Raw genomic sequence first — 19,687 nt, 5'->3', positions numbered from 1 at the left:
GGTCATATGGGTATTGATAAACATAAAATCAGAGCAGAGACTCCTGGAACCCGATCAGTCCTGCACCTCAATAACGCCGGTTCCTCACTCATGACAGAACCGGTACTCAAAACCCAGCTTGATTATCTTCGGTTGGAAGCCGAAATCGGTGGCTACGAAGCCGCCGCACTCAGAGCAAATGACCTAGAACGCGTATATCAATCAGTGGCTGATCTGATTCATGGTCAGCCAGAAGAAATCGCCATTGTCGAAAACGCATCTGTAGGATGGATGATGGCATTTTATGCCATCCCGTTTGCGGCTGGAGACCGAATCCTGACAGCTGAAGCAGAGTACGCCTCTAATTACGTAGCCTACCTGCACATGGCACGGATAAAAGGCGTGCAGATTGACGTTATTCCTTCCAATGAATATGGAGAGGTCTGTCTGCAGGCACTCGAAGAGATGCTGGATGAGCGCGTTAAACTGATTTCAATTACCCACGTACCAACCAATAGCGGACTGGTCAATCCGGTTGCCGCCATCGGCGCTATTGCCCGTCGTCATAATATTCTGTTTTTGGTGGATGCGTGCCAGTCTGCCGGGCATTTACCCCTGGATGTTACAGACATCCAATGTGACATTCTCACGGCCACCGGTCGCAAATATCTGCGCGGCCCTCGCGGAACAGGGTTTCTATATGTACGCTCAGAACAAATCGCCCGGTTACATCCTCCAATGATTGATCTGTTTGGCGCCCAATGGAGCAGCGCCGATCAATACACCCTGCGCCCGGATGCCCGTCGCTTCGAAAACTGGGAAAACAATTACGCTGCCAAGTTGGGTTTGGGTAGGGCTGTCGACTATGCTCTGCAACTTGGAATCGATGCCATTGCACGGGAAATCACCCGACTGGCGAGCAGGTTACGGGCACTACTCGCAGATCTACCGGCAGTAGAGCTTCGGGATATTGGTCGTCAACAGTGTGGCATCGTCAGTTTTTCTGTAACAGGCCGTGATGCCCTGGAAATTCGAGACCAGTTACGCGCCCAAGCGATTCATCTCAGTGTGAGCCATCCCTCCAGTACCCTTATTGATGCCACCCGGCGGCAATTGCCCAATTTGTTACGAGCCTCCGTACACTATTACAACAGTGACGAGGAATTGGAGCGATTCATCCTGGCCCTGTCCAATCTGCTCAAGGGCTGAAAGCAGCCACTCTGGCGATGATCAGAAACTTAATACCTGCAGTTGGTCATATTCATCACAACGTTTGCCTGTACTAAAGAATGAAATAAAAACTCCAAAGCAGATTGAATTGAAATTTCACTTTCATTAGTTTAGTTGGTTCGAGTGGATCGTTGAGTATGTAGTCCCAGGGAGTTTGCAATAACCTCGAACCGACGCGTACCTCTGTTTGTTTTTGATGCGTCCTGAATATCTGCGTTCGGTGCCATCTGTTATCCCACTGAAATATTGCCCCGTTAGACTCGCGTTCCCATAACAACAACAGTGAGTGTTTATGAACCCGTTTTTTAATCGTTATTCTGTATCTCTGTTATGTGCTCTCAGTATGGGTCACAGCCAGGCCGCCAGCGGAGAATTCTCGACTCTGACTTACAATGTCGCAGGCTTGCCGGAAATTATCTCCAGCGCGGAATCAAACCGCCAGGAAGCGACCGAGCAAATCAGCTGTTATGTCAATGCATTCGATATCGTGAATGTGCAGGAAGATTTCAATTACCATGCGACCTTATACGATACCTGTAATGATCACCCTTACCGGTCACCCACCTCTGGCGGTGCGGCTATCGGCAGTGGACTGAACACCATGAGCCGGTTTTCCTATGAAGACTGGGCGCGGGTCAGATGGAACGACTGCTCGGGGGTAGACTGCCTGACACCGAAAGGATTTACGCTGGCCAGAACGCAGCTTCAGGATGGCGTGTTTGTGGACATCTATAACCTGCATACTCAAGCCCAGACCGAGCCTAATGATCTTGCCGCCCGTCGCGCCAACCTGTTGCAACTGGCGAGTTATATCGAACTGCATTCGGCCGGTAATGCGGTCATTATCATGGGCGATACCAACACCCGTTACACCCGCAGTGGCGACAACATCCGTGAATTTCTGGACCGAGGGTTCAGTGATGCCTGGCTACAACTGGTGCATACCGACGATATTCCCGCATCAGGTGCTGATGCCCTGGTTTGCAGTCCTGCAGTGACAGATGCCAATTGTGAAATCGTTGATAAGGTTCTCTATCGGGATAATGGCTATCTGCAGCTACAGCCCTATGCCTACGGGGTGCGGGAAGATGCCCTGACCAATGACGGTCTGGAATTATCTGACCACCGCCCGATTGAATCTGGGTGGACATACGAAACCAACGACCTATGGCGCTTCAGTGAACGCATAGGTGGTGCATATGGACTGGAGTTCAACGATTATGCCTTGTTACCACAACACCCCGTAGTTCGGAAAATCGGCCTACGGGCCGGGCGCCGGCTCGACCAGATTCAAACCAGTCTGGCATCCGGTTACGTTATGACCCACGGTGGCGAGGGTGGCACAGCATACGATCTGACGTTTACAGATGGCGAGTATCTACAGTCGGCTACGTTCTGTGTCGGCCAGTACAGTAACCATAGCCGTATTTTTTATGCCAGCCTGACCAGCAACCAAAACCGCACGCTCAGCGCCGGTTCCCATACTGATGACTGCACCACGTTCACGGCTCCTGAAGGTTGGAATATTGTCGGGTTTCATGGCCGCAGCGGTGATGAAATTGACAAGCTCGGTGTCATCTACGCTCCACTCAAATCTTCATCAGTGCAGGCCGGTTTTCAGCCCCTGGTCAACGCAGCATCCGGTCAGTGTCTTGATGTCACCAATGGCAACATGGCGGAAGGCAACAATGTGGGGTTGTGGTATTGCTCCGGGGAAGCCTGGCAACAGTGGAATTATGACCCCCACAGCGGCCTGATCCGCAATCTCCAGGATGCTGAATATTGTCTTGATAACTCGGGATCATTTAGCGATGGAGCTAACCTGATCATTGCCAAATGCCGGGGCAATGCCAATCAGCGTTTCAATATCAGCAGCACAGGCGCAATTGCCATGCGTACCATGCCCAAACTGGTCATCGAAGCAAATGGCAGCCAGGCCACCCTGAAAACATTGACCAGCAGTAACCAGCAGTACTGGCAATAATGTTGTTCTGAATATCATTCAGACGGGCCTGGATGTCGCTTTCCAGGCCTGCTTTCATGCCGCCTCCTGTTTGTCGATATTTTAGAAAACCGCGGGCATGTCACTCATGGCAGCAGTATTCTTATATCCCCATATCCGACGCTCCCACCCCGAGGCAAAATATCCATGAAAACCATCCGCCATAGCGCCAGTTTCGACATATCACAGTCTATCGACCAACTGTTTCCACTGTTCAGCCCGGAAGGTGAAACCAAATGGGTGCCAGGATGGGAATATACCAATGTGATGGGAACCACAAAGCTCAGCGAAGACTACGTATTTATCACCGGTCATCACGACCATAAAGCAAACGATGCCATCTGGATCGTCAAACGCTACGATCTCCGAAAGCACCATGTTCAGTTTTATAAGATTGAGCCTGGAGACAAAGTAGGTATTGTGACCGTGGATTGCACCGAACTGCCACTGAACCATACCCGGGTTGAAGTGGGCTATGAATATATCGCGCTTGGTGAGTCTGGAGAGACATTTATCGCCGAATTCACCCAAGAAGTTTATGATGAATTTATTGACGAGTGGAAAACGTTACTGACGCGATATTTCAAACAACATACGTTATAGGTACCACTGCATGATTCGAAAAGTAGGCAATACCGACATAAAACCTGTTCACCGGGCCAGCTGCCATTGTGGCGCAATAGAAATGGAAATCACTTTACCCAATGGTATCGTTAATCCACGGCGCTGCAATTGTTCCATTTGCCGGCGAAAAGGAGCCATTATGGCTACCACCACCGAAGCCGATATTCACATCACCAAAGGCCATGAGGCGCTGAAGCTTTATCAATTCAACACCCTTACCGCCAAACATTATTTTTGCTCGATATGTGGCATCTATACGCACCACCAGCGGCGCTCCAACCCTCAGGAATACGGTTATAACGTTGGCTGCCTGGAAGGCGTTGATCCATATGCGCTGGGGGAGGTACCGATGGGTGACGGGGTCAACCATCCTGCAGACCGAAACTGACATTACGGCCGACAGCATCCAATCAAACGAATGCATAAGGAGATGATGATGAGCAATACCCAATGGACACCCATGGAAGGTGGTTGCGATTGTCAACACATCCGCTATCGCATCGAAGCCCGGCCGTTATTTGTACACTGCTGTCATTGTCGCTGGTGCCAACGGGAAACCGGCAGTGCATTTGCTTTGAATGCCATGATAGAAAGCCGGCAGGTCAGTTTGCTATCCGGCCATCCGGATTTGGTCGATACCCCGACTGAGAGTGGTCTAGGCCAACAAATTGCCCGCTGTCCACATTGCCATATCGCCGTGTGGAGCCATTATGGTGGCGCCGGGAAGCTGATTTCGTTCGTCCGTGTAGGCACTCTCGATGATCCGGACCAATTGCCTCCGGATATCCATATATTCACCGAATCCAGGCAGCCATGGCTCTCATTGAGCGGTGATACGCCGATCGTGGAGCAGTATTACAAACGGGAACAGTTCTGGCCACCCGAGAGCCTGCGACGCTTTCAGCAGCTGATACCTGAGATAGCGGCGTACCGGGCGTCACGGCAGTAATTTTCTATACGCTGCAGATATAAAAACAGGCCGGTAAACGGCCTGTAAGTACTACTGAATACCTGCCGGAAGAGACCGGCAGGCACTGAATATCAATCGAGCAGTTCGACTGCATCCACACTGATGGCTGGAGACAGATATCCTGATCCACCCGACCCACTGATCACTTCCATAACCAGTCGGTTCCAGTCTCCGGAACTCTGCTGCCAAGCACTTGCTGGCACATCATAGGAGTAAGTCACATTGTTACAGCGATAGGTACCCACAGTCAGCGTCCGGGTTTTGGGCTGAGTTGACGGGCTCATGATTGGTGAGGTCCAGTTGTTAACATATAGCCGTGGCCGGCCACCAGAAAACGCACAGGTCAAGCCAATCCGGATGGTATGCGCTCTGGACAACTCTGCCGGACTCAGTTTGAAATAGATGATGTGGTTATTGTTGACGTCCTTCCAGAAATAAGCAGGGAAATGCGAGTCGTCATGAGTCCCAACGATAAAGTTACCTGGATCCCAATTATAAATACGAGTATCTGAGGGGTGCATGATGGTGAGTTTATCACCATTGTAGAACTCCTGCGGAGAACCATCCCAGTCACCAATTCTCCAGATGGCTGACGCATAACTTGGATCATTGGTAATATTAATGGTATGCAACAGCGTCGAACCACCTGCTGAAACATTCACATTCTGACTGTAAACCGCCAACTCATTTTTGTAGATGGTCATAGTGTACGTACCAGGGAGCATGTCTGTACTCTTGAAAAAACCGGTACTTTCATTGGTATCTGCCCAGTATTGAGCTCTGCTGTTGGCAAATCCCACCGTATATTCATAACGACTGTCACGACCGTTAATACCCACAGCAGCAACCACACCTCGTGAGAAGGATGGCACATAACCATTCAGCCCCATCTGGGAAAACCAAGAGGTGTCGATATTGGTATTTGGCTGGGAGCCATTGGTCACCACAAAGGTGTAGTTATTCAAAATGCCAGTACGGAATGCTTCCGTTTGGGCTTCTGCGTAATTAACGATATAGGTCAGCTCCTGATCGCGATCCGTCGTCTGAGTCAACAGACTACGATAAAACGGGCCGCCGGAACCCCCTTCCTGATTACCACGGACCACCCACATGCCCACATTGCCACCGGTTGCACCAATGTACTGCCAATCTTTCAGGCGCATATTGGAATAGTGCTTGGAGCGGGTCTCGCCATTGCCCATGGCAAAAATATCAGATGCTTCGACAGTGGAAACCGTACCGCGCAAGTCAGAATGCTCCGGACCATTAGGCAGTAAGCTGGAGCTTAACCGCATAATGTAGCGAACGTGTCCATGTATATTCGGTTCAGTGCTAAAGTAAGTGCCCATATAGATATGAGGATAACCTCTGCGGGCCATATAGTAATGCGTCAGGTTACCGGCATTAACCGTCACCTTGATAAACTGATTGTTGACAGTCGTGGCGTTCACTGAAACTGAGGAAGTATTCGAATACAACCAGTCAAATCCTGAATTAACCTGTGAACCACGCGACTGATTCTGATATTCCACACCGTAATATTTTAACGAGGCAATATCTCCGGCAGACTGAGTACTGACACCGTTGTCCGTTCGCCGTACCTTAAAGGTAAGCCCGGCACCCGTATCTACAGTATAGAAATCTCTACTGCTGCTCAAACCAAAATCTGCTAATGCAAGTGTTGGTAGAAAGGCAACGGTGACACCTAACACACGCGCTCTTTTCATGACCGTTTTTATAACATTTTTCATGATTGGAACCATTTTTGTTTTTGACAACTTAACTAGGTTGGTTGGAAGAACTAAAATCGATAATATGTCGTAACCCAAATTTACTTTTTGTTATGCCATTAACTGCATGGGTAAAAACGTAACGACAGCTGACTTCATGAAGCCTATTGATCATCGCGTTATTTTAGGTGTCACACAAGCACGCAAATCTGCGATACCATCGAATATTATTGATAATGAGACCGGTCTCACATCCGTGGTTTGATTTGCCGGCATCAGCACACAAATGAAAATAACCAAAACTAATATCTATCGGATATTCCGATGACCATTCATCAAACCCACCTTTCGCACTCAAACCAATGGATGAACTGATAAACGCCAGTATGAGCATGGCTGACAGGATCATCCAGCTACAACTCAGCAAAGAAGAGCACTACCGGCGGCACATTTTCACGGGATTCCCGTTACAAAGAAGGTGCCATAAACGCATACATCCGTCCGTGACATTGCATTATCGGAAAATGTTCGCCACTACGATAGTACTTTTGGATGAGTCGGTACCGTCACCCACATTTACTGCTATACCTAAGTAAATAGAAATTTAAATTAACTAGATCACTATCTTCACATAGCAATAGCCAACATAGCAGCCTTGAAAAGGCATTCAATATTATGGATATGAGGTTCATATGCGACTACAGAAAAAAGACGGCTTGTTTAGCCGTATTCGCAAGGCAGTTCTCAATGACTATCCCGAACTCAACGAGCTGCAGGGCCAAGTGGATGCCATCAATAAATCTATGGGGGTGATCGAGTTTAATCTGGATGGTACGGTGATCCATGCCAACCCCAATTTTCTACGCCTGCTCGGTTATGAGCTGGACGAGATTAAAGGCCAGCACCACCGGATATTTGTAGACCCGGCTTATGCAGCCAGCCCGGAATATCAGTCTTTTTGGGAAAAACTCAGACGGGGGGAATATGACGCCAGTGAATACAAACGTATTGGCAAAGGAGGCAGGGAAGTTTGGATCCAGGCGTCCTACAATCCGATCCGGGATCAGAATGATCAGGTCTACAAAGTCGTCAAATATGCCACAGATATCACTGAGGAAAAGTTACGCAATGCCAATTATCGCGGCCAGATTGATGCCATCAATAAATCCATGGGTGTGATTGAGTTTAATCTGGATGGTACAGTCATTGATGCCAACGATATCTTCTTAAACCTGATCAAATATCGACGCGAAGAAGCAAAAGGCATACACCATCGTAATTTTGTGGATGCGGAATATGCAGCCAGTGATCAATATCGGCAATTTTGGGAACAGCTTGGGAAAGGGCAGTTTAATGCTGGAGAGTACCAGAGAAAGGATAAAAACGGCGAGGATATCTGGATTCAGGCTTCTTATAATCCGATAAGCGATGCCAGCGGGAAAGTATACAAAGTTGTTAAATATGCCTCCGATGTCACCGACCAGAAGCGCTACCAACTGATGGTGGAAAAAGTCCTGACAGAAACACGTTCTGTGATGTCGTCTTTGGCCGATGGTGACCTGACCCACACAATGGCCGGAAATTTTGAAGGTGAATTTGCTATCTTGCGTGATGCGGTCAACAGCTCCATCAAAAATCTCAGTGATATAATTATCCAGATAACGGATTCAGGCGAACGCATCAACAGTGCTGCCGGTGAAATTGCGGCCGGTAATACCGATCTCTCCTCACGAACTGAAGAACAGGCCTCATCGCTGGAAGAAACCGCCGCAAGCATGGAAGAGCTGGCCACCACGGTTAAACAGAATGCTGAAAACACCCGCCAGGCGGATCAATTCATTGCTGATGCATCGGGTATTGCCGCCAAAGGCAACGAGGTGATCAATGAAGTAGTGCACAATATGAGCAGTATCAATGATGCTTCCCGACGGGTTGCAGACATCATAACGGTCATAGATGGTATTGCCTTTCAAACCAATATTCTTGCCTTAAATGCCGCAGTTGAAGCTGCCCGCGCCGGTGAGCAAGGCAGGGGGTTCTCAGTTGTTGCGGGTGAAGTACGCAGTCTGGCTCAACGTTCAGCTGACGCTGCCACTGAAATCAAACAGTTAATCGCCAACTCTGTTGAGAAAGTTGAAAGTGGCACCCGCCTGGTACAACAGGCCGGGGAAACCATGGAAAACATAATGTCAGCGGTCAAACGTATTACCGATATCATGCGCGAAGTAGCGAATGCGTCCGAAGAACAAAGTTCCGGGATTCAGCAGGTCAACCAGGCCATTGGGCAAATGGACAGTGTCACTCAACAAAATGCCGCACTGGTTGAAGAAGCCGCCGCCGCCGCCCAGTCTCTCGAGGAACAGGCCCGCGCACTGGCCAAAGCGGTAGGACGCTTTAACACCGGTGTAGTGACAAAAGTAATTCAATCTGAAAGTCAGCAACCGGCGCACAGCAAACCTGTCAAAACAAATGTCGCTACGCCCAGAAAACCCCAAGCAGTCAAAGAAGCTCACGATGATTGGGACGAATTCTAGTCGAGATGTTATTGAAGAAATAAACGGTCGACGGAAGTTACCACACTGCAGGGTAGCCAGGAGCCCATTGTATGTCCCAGAAAAGTTTCGTTTTCGCCCATTATGGTTCTTTTTTCATCACACCTGCCGATAACGACTGTAATGGGACTTCTGAAAAATAGGAATAGTTTTGATGCAGGCGAGAAAGCACTACTCGCAACGCTGCAATTTACGGTGTAAATGAGGATATGAGACGGGGCTGACAACGTCCTGTGCGAAAATAGGCCTTGTTTCAGAGGTTCCCTTACATCTATTTGTCATTTTTTATCCTTCATCTGTTTGGATGAAGCGTGAACGGAATAAGTCTATGGGGAAAACCGAATGAATTTTCTTTCCAACCTGAAGCTATCACACATTATTGTCACTGCCTGTTTGCTGCCATCGGCTTTTGCCGTGGTCCTGGTGATACTGCTAACTAATATTTTCAACCAGAATATTAAGGAGGCAAAGCTGGCCGAAGACCTGATCAGGCTGTCTCAATACCTGGATGCTGTCGCACACGCCCATGCAGTGGAACGGGGACTGACCGCCGGGTTCCTTGGTTCGGGTGGCAGTAAAGGCCGCGATGCTCTGCTCGCTCAACGAAAGGTAGCGGATGAGACCGGCAGTGTATTGAAATCTCTGTCAGTCGAGGACTTTCAGAGTATCCCTGAACAATATCTTCGTGAATTGTTGAAACCAGTCATCTCGTTTTTATCCAACAAACCTGCTGTTCGCCAGAAAGTGGATCGCCTGGACCCTAAAAACGGCGCATTTAATTACTATTCAACACTCAACCGCCGAGCCCTGAACTCTATTCAGGGGTTACTCAGTGAACTTGGCGAACCAAAACTCACCCAACTGCTGGAGGTTCGTTTGACGCTGTTATGGATGAAAGAACGCATTGGCCAGTATAGGGGGGCACTCAATGGTATCTTTGCCAGCGGTACAGCCAGCGATAAACTCAAGTCGGAGGTGTCCGATTACATCAGTGATGAACAATTCTGGCTGGCCAATTTTCAGACATATGCCAATGCAACGGATAAAGCCATGCTGAATGACCTCATGAACCAGCCTGCCTGGAAAGAAGTGGATGCCATTACCAGCCGTTTCAGCAACAACCCGGAAAACAACGGTATATCAGGTCCATCCAACTGGTTCAATCTGGCCACTCAACGGATCACTCAGGTCAAACAACTGGCAGATCACATTTCTGCTGAAATCCATGATACAGCGACAACCATTACCCGGAATAAATTCTGGTCCCGCAATCTCCTGCTTGTCCTAACCACAGCCACGTTGATTCCTCTAGTGCTGCTGCTGCGTCTGTTTATAAAACTTACCCGAAACAAAGTACAAAATATCCATCAGGTATTGCAGGCAGTATCAGAACAGCGAGATCTCTCGGTACGTGTCAATTCACAGTCCACAGATGAGTTTGGTGACATCATTGATGCTTTGAACAATCACCTGGACCACCTGACTTTTTCTTTCAGGATGTTACTCGACAAATCAGTTGAATCCCGTTCAAGCATGGATGAGATGATGTCATTTTCGCAACGGGCCCTGCAGGAAAATCAGGACCAGTTTTCCCGCATCGATCAGGTCGCATCTGCCGTTCATGAAATGTCCCAAACCAGCGGTGTAATTTCTGAAGATATGCAGGTAGCCGCTCGGGAAACCGATGAAATCAAAACCCAGAGCACTCAAGGCGGTGAACGGATGCAGGTTATTCTGGGTTCCATTCAATCTCTGCACAATGGAGTGGAAGAGGGCCACTCAGCCGTACAACGGGTCACCAGCCATACTGAAGAGATCAGCAGCATTCTGTTAACCATTGAATCGATTGCGGAACAAACCAATCTCCTGGCCCTTAATGCCGCCATCGAGGCTGCCAGGGCAGGAGAGCAGGGCCGGGGATTTGCCGTGGTAGCCGATGAGGTTCGCAACCTGGCACAACGAACCCAGGGATCAACCGAGGAGATCCGCTCAATGATTGAATCACTGGTCGATTCGGGTCGTTCGGCACTGACATCGATGCAAAAATGTTCGGAAGTTGCATCTGATACAGAAGCCAAGGTTTCCGAAAACGTCAAAATGGTGAGCGCTCTATTCAACTCTATTGACACCTTGAACCAGACTATCGAGCGCGTTGCCACTGCATCAGAACAGCAGTCTCAGGTCGCGGACGATGTTAACGGCAACATTCAGATCATCAATGAGCAGTCCCGTAACGTTCTGGATGCCGTCACCACTACCGTCAACAGTTCAACCGAAGCCAACCGGCGCTTTTCTGAGGTCGTCGGAGAGATCCAACAGTACCGAACACAGCAATAACACCTGGCAGGGTGTCTGGATATCCAACCACCCTGCCACCACAGACACTTCAGGTTTTGACGTGGGCCTCCATTTCGGCACCGATTTTCTTGCGCATTTCCATCAACCGGATAGCTGACTCCCGCAATCGCATATCTTTTTTAGTGGTGGGGACCCATTCCGGCACATCCGTGGGCTTACCGTCCTCGTCCACCGCCACCATGATAACGATGCAATGAGTGGTCAGATAACGTTCTGATTCCTTCGGATCACCGGCCCGAACATCCAGACCAATATGCATGGAGGTTCGGCCGGTATAGATCACTTTAGCTGAAACCTCGACGATACTCCCCACCAGGATAGGTTTGACGAAGCGAATACCGCCAGCGTAGGCGGTAATGCAATAGTGACCGCTCCAGCCTGCTGCACAGGCATATGCCGCGAGATCAATCCACTTCATAACCGCTCCACCATGGACTTTGCCACCAAAGTTCTGATCTGACGGTTCTGCCAGGAATCTAAGAGTGATTTGTCTGTCTTTGCCTGCCATAAGGTCTTCTCTTCTGTTAAGGGGGTTCAGGGCGGACACATTGATTGTCGGCCATGTCGCAAAATTACGACAAAATCTCAATTTTTTTCTCTTCTTTCGCTGAAATTGTCTGAAAAACAGCTAGAATTCAAGCAGCCTGGAGACACGACTATGTTTGAGTCCCCTGGTAACCGAGCTTCACACCTCAAGACTGTCTGTCATTTTTTTCCTTCCGTGAAGCAATTACTTTGTTAGAAAGGAAAACAGCGTTAAGTATTAAGGAGAAATTTTTCGTGAAAAAGCTGATTTTATTATCCGCCGTAAGTCTTTTTGCCAGCAGCTCTGCATTCTGCTACGAGCCTCTCAGTTTTGATGCCTCAATCAACCCCGGCATATTTTCTTATTCTCATTCATCCACTGAAGATACCGACACCCAGACCAGCCTGCGCTACACCCTGGGAGGCTATTATCGGTTCCAGGAAAACTATCGTGCAGGGCTGAATCTCAGTTATTTCAATGACCAATTTGTCGGTGATGACGACGTGATTCATGAAGACGTCAGCAGTTTCGACTTTGCAGCTCTGGCACAGGCTCGAATTCCAAAGATTCAATGGTTCGACCTCTGGCTCGGTGGAGGTCTGGCCTATGGCATTTCTGATTTCACAGACCGCTTTACCGAAACACCTCTTGGAAATGTTGACGATACCTTCAAAGACAACACAGGTATTGGCGACTTTGGTTATCAGTTACAGGCCGATGGTGTATATCATCTGCCAGACAGCTGGCCGGTGGACCTGGGGCTCGCCGCCACTTACCGGGCACCATTTGAAAATGGCTCAACCGTCATGAGCATCGGTTTCAAAGTCGTCTTCAAAAAAACCTCTTTCTTACTGCCTGGCAGCAAGCCAAAGGCAACAGAATCTGTTCAGGTGGCGCCTGAAACTGAAGCAACCGCTCCACAGAACACCTCAGAGGAAGTCACCGCCCAACCTACAACCACTGACTCAGTGACAGAACAGCCATCGGCAACGCAGCCGTCTGAAGACACGGTGACTCCGAAAGAAACGGAAGCCAAAGATACAGCGGATACCGAAACGGCTGCAGATAAAAAAGAGGAGCGTAAAAAATGGAAAAATGCCACAGAGATCGTCCCTGATCAGGTATATCCCTAACTAAAAAAGCCGGATCATTGATCTGCCGGGCGATTGTAGAATACTGATACAACCATCGTCCGACAGCCTGATCCGGCAACAGAATCTGATGACCACAAATGGCACTGCTCATCGTGCGGCAATCAGCGTATGCAGATGCTCAAAGTCATTGATGACCCGCCAATCACCCCCGCCATTTACCACTCGGGTCTGCCAGTTTTCCAATCGACTCATATATTCACGCGGGTCTATATTGTCGCTGCGCAGCTTAGTAACGTTCAGAGCGACCACATGAATTCCCTGAAGGGTAATGGGAAAGTCCCGTATATGACCTTTTTCCAAGTCCTCTTCCAGATCCGAAAACACCAGCACATATTTTTCACCGGCCCCGGTCTCATTCAAATATTCAGTCGCCTGTAACATCCCTCCAGTAATATCTGTATGGGCACTGCCTTTTTTCACTGTGGCAACATAATCATCCATCTTGTCCTTAAATGAGCGCTTTTGATCATTGGCAACACTGGGACGTTCATCCAGTGTTACCTTGGCAATCATATCTTTTTCACTGAAGCTGCCGCTGTCTATCCGGGCAACAGCGACTGAGTCGCCGCTGTCCAGTGTGGCCAGGAGATAATTCAGGATCGCCTGGGCTTTATTCAGTTCTTCGGTATAGGTCCCTGAAGTATCGATCAGCAGGTACACCGCTTTATTGGTCGGCATTGGCTGGCTGCAACTCATCAGCGCCAGAGAGATACCGAGTGATATCATTAATTTTTTCATTGCTATGCTCCTATATTTCCTGCGCCGCCAAGTCATCATCGATCACTGGTTCGGTGCGTTTTTTGCGAGTGGTCGTAGTCTTTTTACGGCGGCTGGCAACCTTTGGTACGGCAGCTTCCTCAACGGTTTCGTCCATCTTTTCCGTCATCAACACCGGTTCTTCCACCTCGTCATATACCTCTGTTTCTGTACTACGGGTGCGGGCTGCCAAGCCGTCACGAACCCAGTTTTCGATAGTCAACGGCACCATGATCAGCATGTCGTAGAGGTGTACGAGCATTTTGCTGGAGTGATTGGCAAATCCACCGACCAGTCTCAAACTGATGATCAAAGTCCGCAGTACTGCAACCATCGCCACACCAACAACCGTTCTGACCGCATGGATGAAGGACTCCAAAGGAATCGCCACGAAGGCCAGCGCAAATGGCAGGATAAATCCCATAACCATCTGACCTATGGACGGAATCCAGCGGAATTGAGCTTCCACGACACCCGTACCCACACCTGTCAGAGACTGTTGCAACGCTTCACGGTCCAGCGCCAGCAGATCACGCATATACGCCAGTGATGCTTCAATGCTGGCCAGGATAAACAGGATCGAGAATGTCACGACCATCATGCGACGGCGCATTTTGTCGTCCATATGGCCAATCACCGGAAACAGACGAGTAATCCGCAGTGATTCCAACAAGAACAGACCCATCGCAATTTCCACCAGAATGATCACCAGTGCGGCGATATCTGAGGTTTTCAAAGAGCCGACATAACTCGTACCGCCGACCATTTCAGACATGGGTACCGCAATCAGTTGAAAGTTGATCAGACCACCCATAACAGCAACACACAGCACCATACCGGCGATAAAAAACTGAGTCATAGAAGACACGGTCAACGCCCTGGCAACCTTGTCATCCTGATCCCGAATGGCTTCATAAGTAGCCATTTGTTGATCAATGGACTCTGCCCGCTCGTGGGAAATTTCCACCGCACCTTTGGCTTTTTCCATCAAACCAGTAAGCCCTCGCCATTGAGGCTGCATAGCACTGAGCAGACGATGGCGCTCTGAACTGGACTTCTGGTAGGCCTTCAGCGTTTCCTCGTGTGCCGAAATCACTTCTTCTTTGATGTTTTCCAGAATATTGGAAACCATCGGGTCACTTTGTTTGGGTAACGCCGAGATGGTTTCCACCACGCTCAGCCATTCCGGCGGCATTGGTGCGGCATCCGTCGCAGCCTGATAATCCTTCTCCAGCGTCTCAATGGCGTCCATGATTTGACGATGCAGAGCCGGGTAGTGACTCAAGTCTTTGGCAACGATGTCATTGACCCTGGAAAATTCCCGTTCAATGGTTTTCTCAGTCGCTTCCTGACCTAACGCCAGGGTGACTTCTTTATTGCGTTTGATCGCCTGTTGTTCCACATGGGCGATGGCCCGTGCAGAAGTACGCATAAAGCGGTAGATGGTGCGACCCGTGGTTTTAATCATTTGGTGTGCCGGTACCCGGGCCAGATACAGAACCGTAATCATTACGACCAGCCAGATCGCCAGCGAAGTGCCAGGCTGATCGGACCAGATCATCAACATGTCAGAGAACATAAGCGTTTCCTCTTGAGATTCAGTGAATGGGCATGTAAATCAGCCCTTGGAAACGCATTTTTCCGAATGGCGGTGAATAATCGGTGAGTTTTTGTGAGTTTTATTTTCACGGATGAAAGAGGGAGAAACCGATTCAGCCATCGTTCAGACTCACATCGTGGCATACGGTATCGGACTCAATTTCTGTATCGTCAAAAAGCAGTCATATTTGTCCGACAAATAGTCATTGTTTTTTTATTTTTAAAAACTCAATGACAATACAGCTCAGTTTGTATTTTTTATTTCCCGAAAAACAAATTTCATGGTGTCGAAAATGCCTTTGAAATTTATATTAAAAAATAAAAACAAAATTAGATATTTCTATTCTCATCACAATTACCTATTGCTGATTGTGCTTAAAAACCGGTAAAAAAGGGAATTATCCATGTTGTCGGCATAATTGTTAGTCTGATGAAGATTTTTAATAAAATGATAAATAACCATGTTAATTATCAATTCTTGAAAAATCTCTATCAAATATCCCATACCTTTATTTTTGTATTGATGGAGTGATGTAACCGCTTATGGATACCGGATTAGCAGCACTGATTACCGTTGCAAGATTTCATCAATTGCCGGCTGAACCTGAACAACTGAGACATCAGTTTGGGGTACCAGGGCTGAATTTTACTGACACAGAAATTCTGTTAGCGGCAAAATCTCTCACCCTAAAAGCAAAAAAAATAAAACTCCCTTTGTCTAAGCTGGAAAATCGTATTCTTCCGGCCATCGCCAAACATCATGATGGCAGTTATTTTGTTGTTGCCACCGTATCCACGGATGATTACGGAAAGCGTAGTTTGTTGATCCAGAATCCAGCAAAAGCAACACCTGAATCGCTGTCACAGGAAGCATTCGAACAATGCTGTTCAGGCGAGCTGATCATGCTGACCCGCCGATCGGTCATTGGAGAATCCGCTCAGAGCACTTTCGACATCTCCTGGTTTATTCCCTCCCTGATTAAATATCGTAAATTGTTTACTGAAGTTGTACTGGCTTCATTTTTCTTACAGTTGTTTGCATTGGTCATTCCTCTGTTTTTTCAAGTGGTCATGGATAAAGTGGTTGTGCACCGCGGCTTCATGACGCTTGATGTTCTGGCAATCGGTTTTTTTATCATCGTCGTCTTTGAAGCATTTATCGGCGGTTTTCGTAATTATCTGTTTAGCCACACCACCAACCGGGTCGATGTTGAATTAGGCTCGCGTCTGTATAACCATCTTTTGAACCTGCCATTGGCTTATTTCGAATCCAGACAGGTTGGACAGAATGTCGCCCGGGTACGTGAACTCGACACCATACGTAATTTTATTACCGGTACCGCACTGACGTTGGTGATCGATCTGTTTTTCGTTTGTGTGTTCCTGGCCGTCATGTGGTACTACAGTCCGGCCCTGACTTACATTGTGCTCGGTGCTATTCCATTTTATGTGCTGCTATCCATCATCGTTGCACCGATTCTGCGTCATCGTCTTAATCAGAAATTCAAACACGGTGCTGCCAATACTGCATTTCTGACGGAGTCCATTACCGGTATCGGCACCGTCAAGGCCATGGCTGTGGAGCCACAAATGCGGCGCAAGCTGGAAGATCATTTATCCAGTTATGTGCATGCATCATTTCGCAGTCAGAATCTTAGCAATATCAGTAATCAGGTGGCCGGACTGGTCAATAAACTCACCACTCTCGGGATCATCTGGCTGGGTGCGCATCTGGTCATCGATGGTGAAATCAGCATTGGCCAGTTAATCGCTTTCAATATGCTGGCCGGACGCGTCAGTTCTCCGGTACTGAAACTGGTGCAGTTATGGCAGGACTTCCAACAGGCGGGGATCTCTATCGAACGCCTGGGCGATATTCTCAACACCCCCCGCGAACCGGGTTTTAACCCCAACCGCTCACGTCTGCCTCAGGTACAGGGTGAAGTGGTGTTTGATCAGGTACGTTTTCGCTACCGGGTGGACACGCCATTGATACTTCAGGATATCCGCTTGCAAATCGGTGCCGGGGAAGTGGTTGGTATCGTCGGCCGGTCCGGATCCGGAAAAAGTACCATCACCAAGTTAATACAACGTTTATACATTCCCGAAACAGGACGAATTCTGATTGACGGTGTTGATCTTTCCACCGTCGATACGACCTGGCTGCGACGCCAGATTGGCGTGGTATTGCAGGAAAATTTTCTGTTTAACCGCAGCATCCGGGAAAATATTGCTTTGGCAGATCCATCAGTACCAATGGAGCAAATCATTGAAGTTGCAAAAATGTCCGGTGCTCATGAATTTATTGTCGAACTGCCTGAAGGGTATGACACTCTGGTCGGCGAGCAGGGCAGTAATCTCTCAGGTGGTCAGCGTCAGCGCCTGTCCATTGCCCGGGCACTGCTGCACAACCCTCGGATTCTAATTTTTGACGAAGCCACCAGCGCTCTCGATTATGAATCCGAACGACTGATTCAGGACAACATGACACGTATTTGCCAGGGTCGCACCGTGTTCATAATCGCCCACCGTCTCAGCACCGTGCGTCAGTGCAACCGCATTATCGTGATGGAGAAAGGCCGCATTGTCGAACAGGGAAATCATCAGACACTGATTCGTCAGCAAGGTTATTACGCCCGTTTGTACAGCTATCAGAATGAACCAGCAGCAACACCCGCTGCCATTCACGGTACCACTGAACTGCGTACATCCCACCCTGGAAATGCCTCTTTCCGAGTGGAACGCCGAACAGCCAGCCATAAAGGACGCATTGGATGAATCAGTTGACTCAGCTACGTGAGGCGTGGCGCCGCGATGGCCATTCCAGTAACGATGACCATCAAAGCACTATTGCAGCATTTCTGCCAGCTGCCCTGGAAATTCAGGAAATGCCACCTCACCCCAAAGCCCGGTGGTTGGCCCGGGTATTGTTGGTGCTGTTTATTCTGGCGGTGATCTGGGCATTTTTCGGTCGGGTAAATATTGTTGCCAGCGCCGAAGGTAAAATTATTCCCAGTGCTCGGGTCAAAAAAATACAACCACTGGAAAAAGGTGTAGTTAAGGCCATTCTGGTCAGCGAAGGGGATCACGTTGAGCAGGGGCAGGCACTGGTTGAACTCGATCCTGCCCTGACGCTCGCCGATGCTCAAAGGCTGCAGGCGGAACTGCATAATCTACAAATACGGCGAGTGTCTGACCAAACGTTACTACAGTTATTGCAACAACCGGAAGCAGAGCAAAAACTCATTATTGTACCGCCGCTTACGTTTGATCCGGCCATGAATGTCACCACTGAGGAACAGACCCTACAGAGTCAGTTATTACAACAACAATGGCAGCAGTATCGCGCACAAATGAACGTGTTATCGAGCTCTCTGGCCAAAGTGCAGGCTCAACAGGCGGCTACACGAGAGGTGGTCAGCAAACTGCAGCAAACCCTGCCAATTGTCACCAAACAGGCAGAAAACATGAAAACGCTGATGGAGAAAGATCTGATCTCTGAGATCAACTATCTGCAAGTGGAACAGGAGCGTATTGAACAATTCCAGGATCTCGCCGCAGAGCAACAGAACATGACTCAGTTACAGGCCGCTGCGGCCGAAGTACGCGAGCAGATCAACCTCTATTACGCCCAGATCAGCACCTCTCTTTTATCAGAAATTTCCACCCTGCATCAGCAACAGACCAGCACTCGCGAAGAGTTGAATAAAGCGCTCGACCTCAACAGCAAACGCATCCTCTATGCCCCGGTATCCGGACAGGTACAGGAGCTCACTATCAATACCGTTGGTGGCGTGGTCACTGAAGCACAGCAACTGATGCTGATCGTACCCGATGAACAAATATTGGAAGCAGAAGTATTTCTGGGTAATCAGGATATCGGTTTTGTCCGTGAAGGTATGCCTGCGGAAATAAAAATACATACTTTCCCGTTTACAAAATATGGTGTTATTAATGCCGAGGTCATCAACGTGTCTGACGATGCCATTATTGATGAACAACGTGGCTTGATTTTCAGTATGTTACTCAAAATGGAAAGTAACCATATTCGGGTGGAAGGAAAAGATGTCAACCTGATACCAGGAATGGCGATAACCGCAGAGGTTCAAACCGGATATCGCCGGGTCATTGAATTTTTTCTGACTCCTCTACTGAAACATCGTCAGGAATCTTTAAGAGAAAGATAGTCGCTTCGGAAAAATAAATA

At 48.6% G+C, this 19,687-nt stretch carries 14 protein-coding genes; 10 read left to right on the top strand and 4 right to left on the bottom strand.

Translation table 11 applies throughout. The annotated features are described in order from the left end of the window. Positions 1–6: 6 nt before the first annotated feature. The 5 genes from ACQY6I_RS06855 (at position 7) to ACQY6I_RS06835 (ending at position 4,784) form a co-directional block, all read left to right on the top strand. Positions 7–1,188 (top strand): aminotransferase class V-fold PLP-dependent enzyme, encoded by a 1,182-nt coding sequence (locus ACQY6I_RS06855; RefSeq protein WP_428240727.1) that lies wholly within the window; start codon positions 7–9, stop codon positions 1,186–1,188. Between the two features lie 313 nt (positions 1,189–1,501). Further along, complete coding sequence (locus tag ACQY6I_RS06850; protein ID WP_428240726.1) at positions 1,502–3,193, top strand: jacalin-like lectin; 1,692 nt, start codon at positions 1,502–1,504, stop codon at positions 3,191–3,193. 165 nt (positions 3,194–3,358) lie between these two features. Beyond that, entirely contained in the window at positions 3,359–3,814 is a 456-nt protein-coding gene (locus tag ACQY6I_RS06845; RefSeq protein WP_428240725.1) for a hypothetical protein, read from the top strand. A 160-nt stretch (positions 3,815–3,974) separates the two neighbouring features. Beyond that, a complete protein-coding gene (locus ACQY6I_RS06840; protein ID WP_428240724.1) occupies positions 3,975–4,223 on the top strand; it encodes a GFA family protein in 249 nt (82 codons plus the stop codon). A 48-nt stretch (positions 4,224–4,271) separates the two neighbouring features. Next, entirely contained in the window at positions 4,272–4,784 is a 513-nt protein-coding gene (locus ACQY6I_RS06835) for a GFA family protein (RefSeq protein WP_428240723.1), read from the top strand. Positions 4,785–4,876: 92 nt separating this feature from the next. Here the strand turns inward: ACQY6I_RS06835 and ACQY6I_RS06830 are convergent, their stop codons facing one another. Next, positions 4,877–6,556: a rhamnogalacturonan lyase B N-terminal domain-containing protein gene (locus ACQY6I_RS06830; protein WP_428240722.1), complete on the bottom strand. Its 1,680-nt coding sequence runs from the start codon at positions 6,554–6,556 to the stop codon at positions 4,877–4,879. A 671-nt stretch (positions 6,557–7,227) separates the two neighbouring features. On the opposite strand from ACQY6I_RS06830, the gene ACQY6I_RS06825 reads away from it, so the two are divergent. Together ACQY6I_RS06825 and ACQY6I_RS06820 are read left to right on the top strand one after the other, a co-directional pair. Beyond that, on the top strand, positions 7,228–9,069 hold the full coding sequence (locus ACQY6I_RS06825; protein WP_428240721.1) for a methyl-accepting chemotaxis protein: 1,842 nt from the start codon (positions 7,228–7,230) through the stop codon (positions 9,067–9,069). A 360-nt stretch (positions 9,070–9,429) separates the two neighbouring features. Further along, positions 9,430–11,424 carry a methyl-accepting chemotaxis protein gene (locus tag ACQY6I_RS06820; RefSeq protein WP_428240720.1) on the top strand — a complete coding sequence of 665 codons (1,995 nt, stop codon included), beginning with the start codon at positions 9,430–9,432 and terminating at the stop codon, positions 11,422–11,424. A gap of 49 nt (positions 11,425–11,473) precedes the next feature. Here ACQY6I_RS06820 and ACQY6I_RS06815 read toward each other — a convergent pair whose 3' ends face one another. Beyond that, positions 11,474–11,953: an acyl-CoA thioesterase gene (locus ACQY6I_RS06815; RefSeq protein ID WP_428240719.1), complete on the bottom strand. Its 480-nt coding sequence runs from the start codon at positions 11,951–11,953 to the stop codon at positions 11,474–11,476. 272 nt (positions 11,954–12,225) lie between these two features. On the opposite strand from ACQY6I_RS06815, the gene ACQY6I_RS06810 reads away from it, so the two are divergent. After that, positions 12,226–13,104, top strand: a complete 879-nt coding sequence (locus tag ACQY6I_RS06810) for an outer membrane beta-barrel protein (protein WP_428240718.1) — start codon at positions 12,226–12,228, stop codon at positions 13,102–13,104. Between the two features lie 108 nt (positions 13,105–13,212). Here the strand turns inward: ACQY6I_RS06810 and ACQY6I_RS06805 are convergent, their stop codons facing one another. Beyond that, positions 13,213–13,863 (bottom strand): VWA domain-containing protein, encoded by a 651-nt coding sequence (locus ACQY6I_RS06805; RefSeq protein ID WP_428240717.1) that lies wholly within the window; start codon positions 13,861–13,863, stop codon positions 13,213–13,215. A gap of 10 nt (positions 13,864–13,873) precedes the next feature. Continuing rightward, entirely contained in the window at positions 13,874–15,460 is a 1,587-nt protein-coding gene (locus tag ACQY6I_RS06800) for a hypothetical protein (RefSeq protein WP_428240716.1), read from the bottom strand. A 563-nt stretch (positions 15,461–16,023) separates the two neighbouring features. Between ACQY6I_RS06800 and ACQY6I_RS06795 the strand changes: the two genes are divergently transcribed. Then, positions 16,024–18,258 (top strand): type I secretion system permease/ATPase, encoded by a 2,235-nt coding sequence (locus ACQY6I_RS06795; protein ID WP_428240715.1) that lies wholly within the window; start codon positions 16,024–16,026, stop codon positions 18,256–18,258. Next, positions 18,255–19,667 (top strand): HlyD family type I secretion periplasmic adaptor subunit, encoded by a 1,413-nt coding sequence (locus ACQY6I_RS06790; RefSeq protein ID WP_428240714.1) that lies wholly within the window; start codon positions 18,255–18,257, stop codon positions 19,665–19,667. Before ACQY6I_RS06795 ends, ACQY6I_RS06790 begins: the two co-directional genes overlap by 4 nt. The last annotated feature ends 20 nt before the right edge of the window (positions 19,668–19,687 follow it).

This window comes from Gynuella sp., from assembly GCF_050297175.1.
GTDB lineage: Bacteria > Pseudomonadota > Gammaproteobacteria > Pseudomonadales > Natronospirillaceae > Gynuella.
The sequence above is the reverse complement of the archived record's forward strand: the minus strand, read 5'-3'. Positions and strand labels throughout refer to the sequence as shown.

Coding starts and splice junctions, on each gene's coding strand:
- ACQY6I_RS06815 (WP_428240719.1), bottom strand. CDS start 11,953: ATGGCAGGCAAAGACAGACAAATCACTCTTAGATTCCTGGCAGAACCG.
- ACQY6I_RS06840 (WP_428240724.1), top strand. CDS start 3,975: ATGGCTACCACCACCGAAGCCGATATTCACATCACCAAAGGCCATGAG.
- ACQY6I_RS06795 (WP_428240715.1), top strand. CDS start 16,024: ATGGATACCGGATTAGCAGCACTGATTACCGTTGCAAGATTTCATCAA.
- ACQY6I_RS06845 (WP_428240725.1), top strand. CDS start 3,359: ATGAAAACCATCCGCCATAGCGCCAGTTTCGACATATCACAGTCTATC.
- ACQY6I_RS06825 (WP_428240721.1), top strand. CDS start 7,228: ATGCGACTACAGAAAAAAGACGGCTTGTTTAGCCGTATTCGCAAGGCA.
- ACQY6I_RS06800 (WP_428240716.1), bottom strand. CDS start 15,460: ATGTTCTCTGACATGTTGATGATCTGGTCCGATCAGCCTGGCACTTCG.
- ACQY6I_RS06850 (WP_428240726.1), top strand. CDS start 1,502: ATGAACCCGTTTTTTAATCGTTATTCTGTATCTCTGTTATGTGCTCTC.
- ACQY6I_RS06805 (WP_428240717.1), bottom strand. CDS start 13,863: ATGAAAAAATTAATGATATCACTCGGTATCTCTCTGGCGCTGATGAGT.
- ACQY6I_RS06830 (WP_428240722.1), bottom strand. CDS start 6,556: ATGAAAAATGTTATAAAAACGGTCATGAAAAGAGCGCGTGTGTTAGGT.
- ACQY6I_RS06855 (WP_428240727.1), top strand. CDS start 7: ATGGGTATTGATAAACATAAAATCAGAGCAGAGACTCCTGGAACCCGA.
- ACQY6I_RS06790 (WP_428240714.1), top strand. CDS start 18,255: ATGAATCAGTTGACTCAGCTACGTGAGGCGTGGCGCCGCGATGGCCAT.
- ACQY6I_RS06820 (WP_428240720.1), top strand. CDS start 9,430: ATGAATTTTCTTTCCAACCTGAAGCTATCACACATTATTGTCACTGCC.
- ACQY6I_RS06835 (WP_428240723.1), top strand. CDS start 4,272: ATGAGCAATACCCAATGGACACCCATGGAAGGTGGTTGCGATTGTCAA.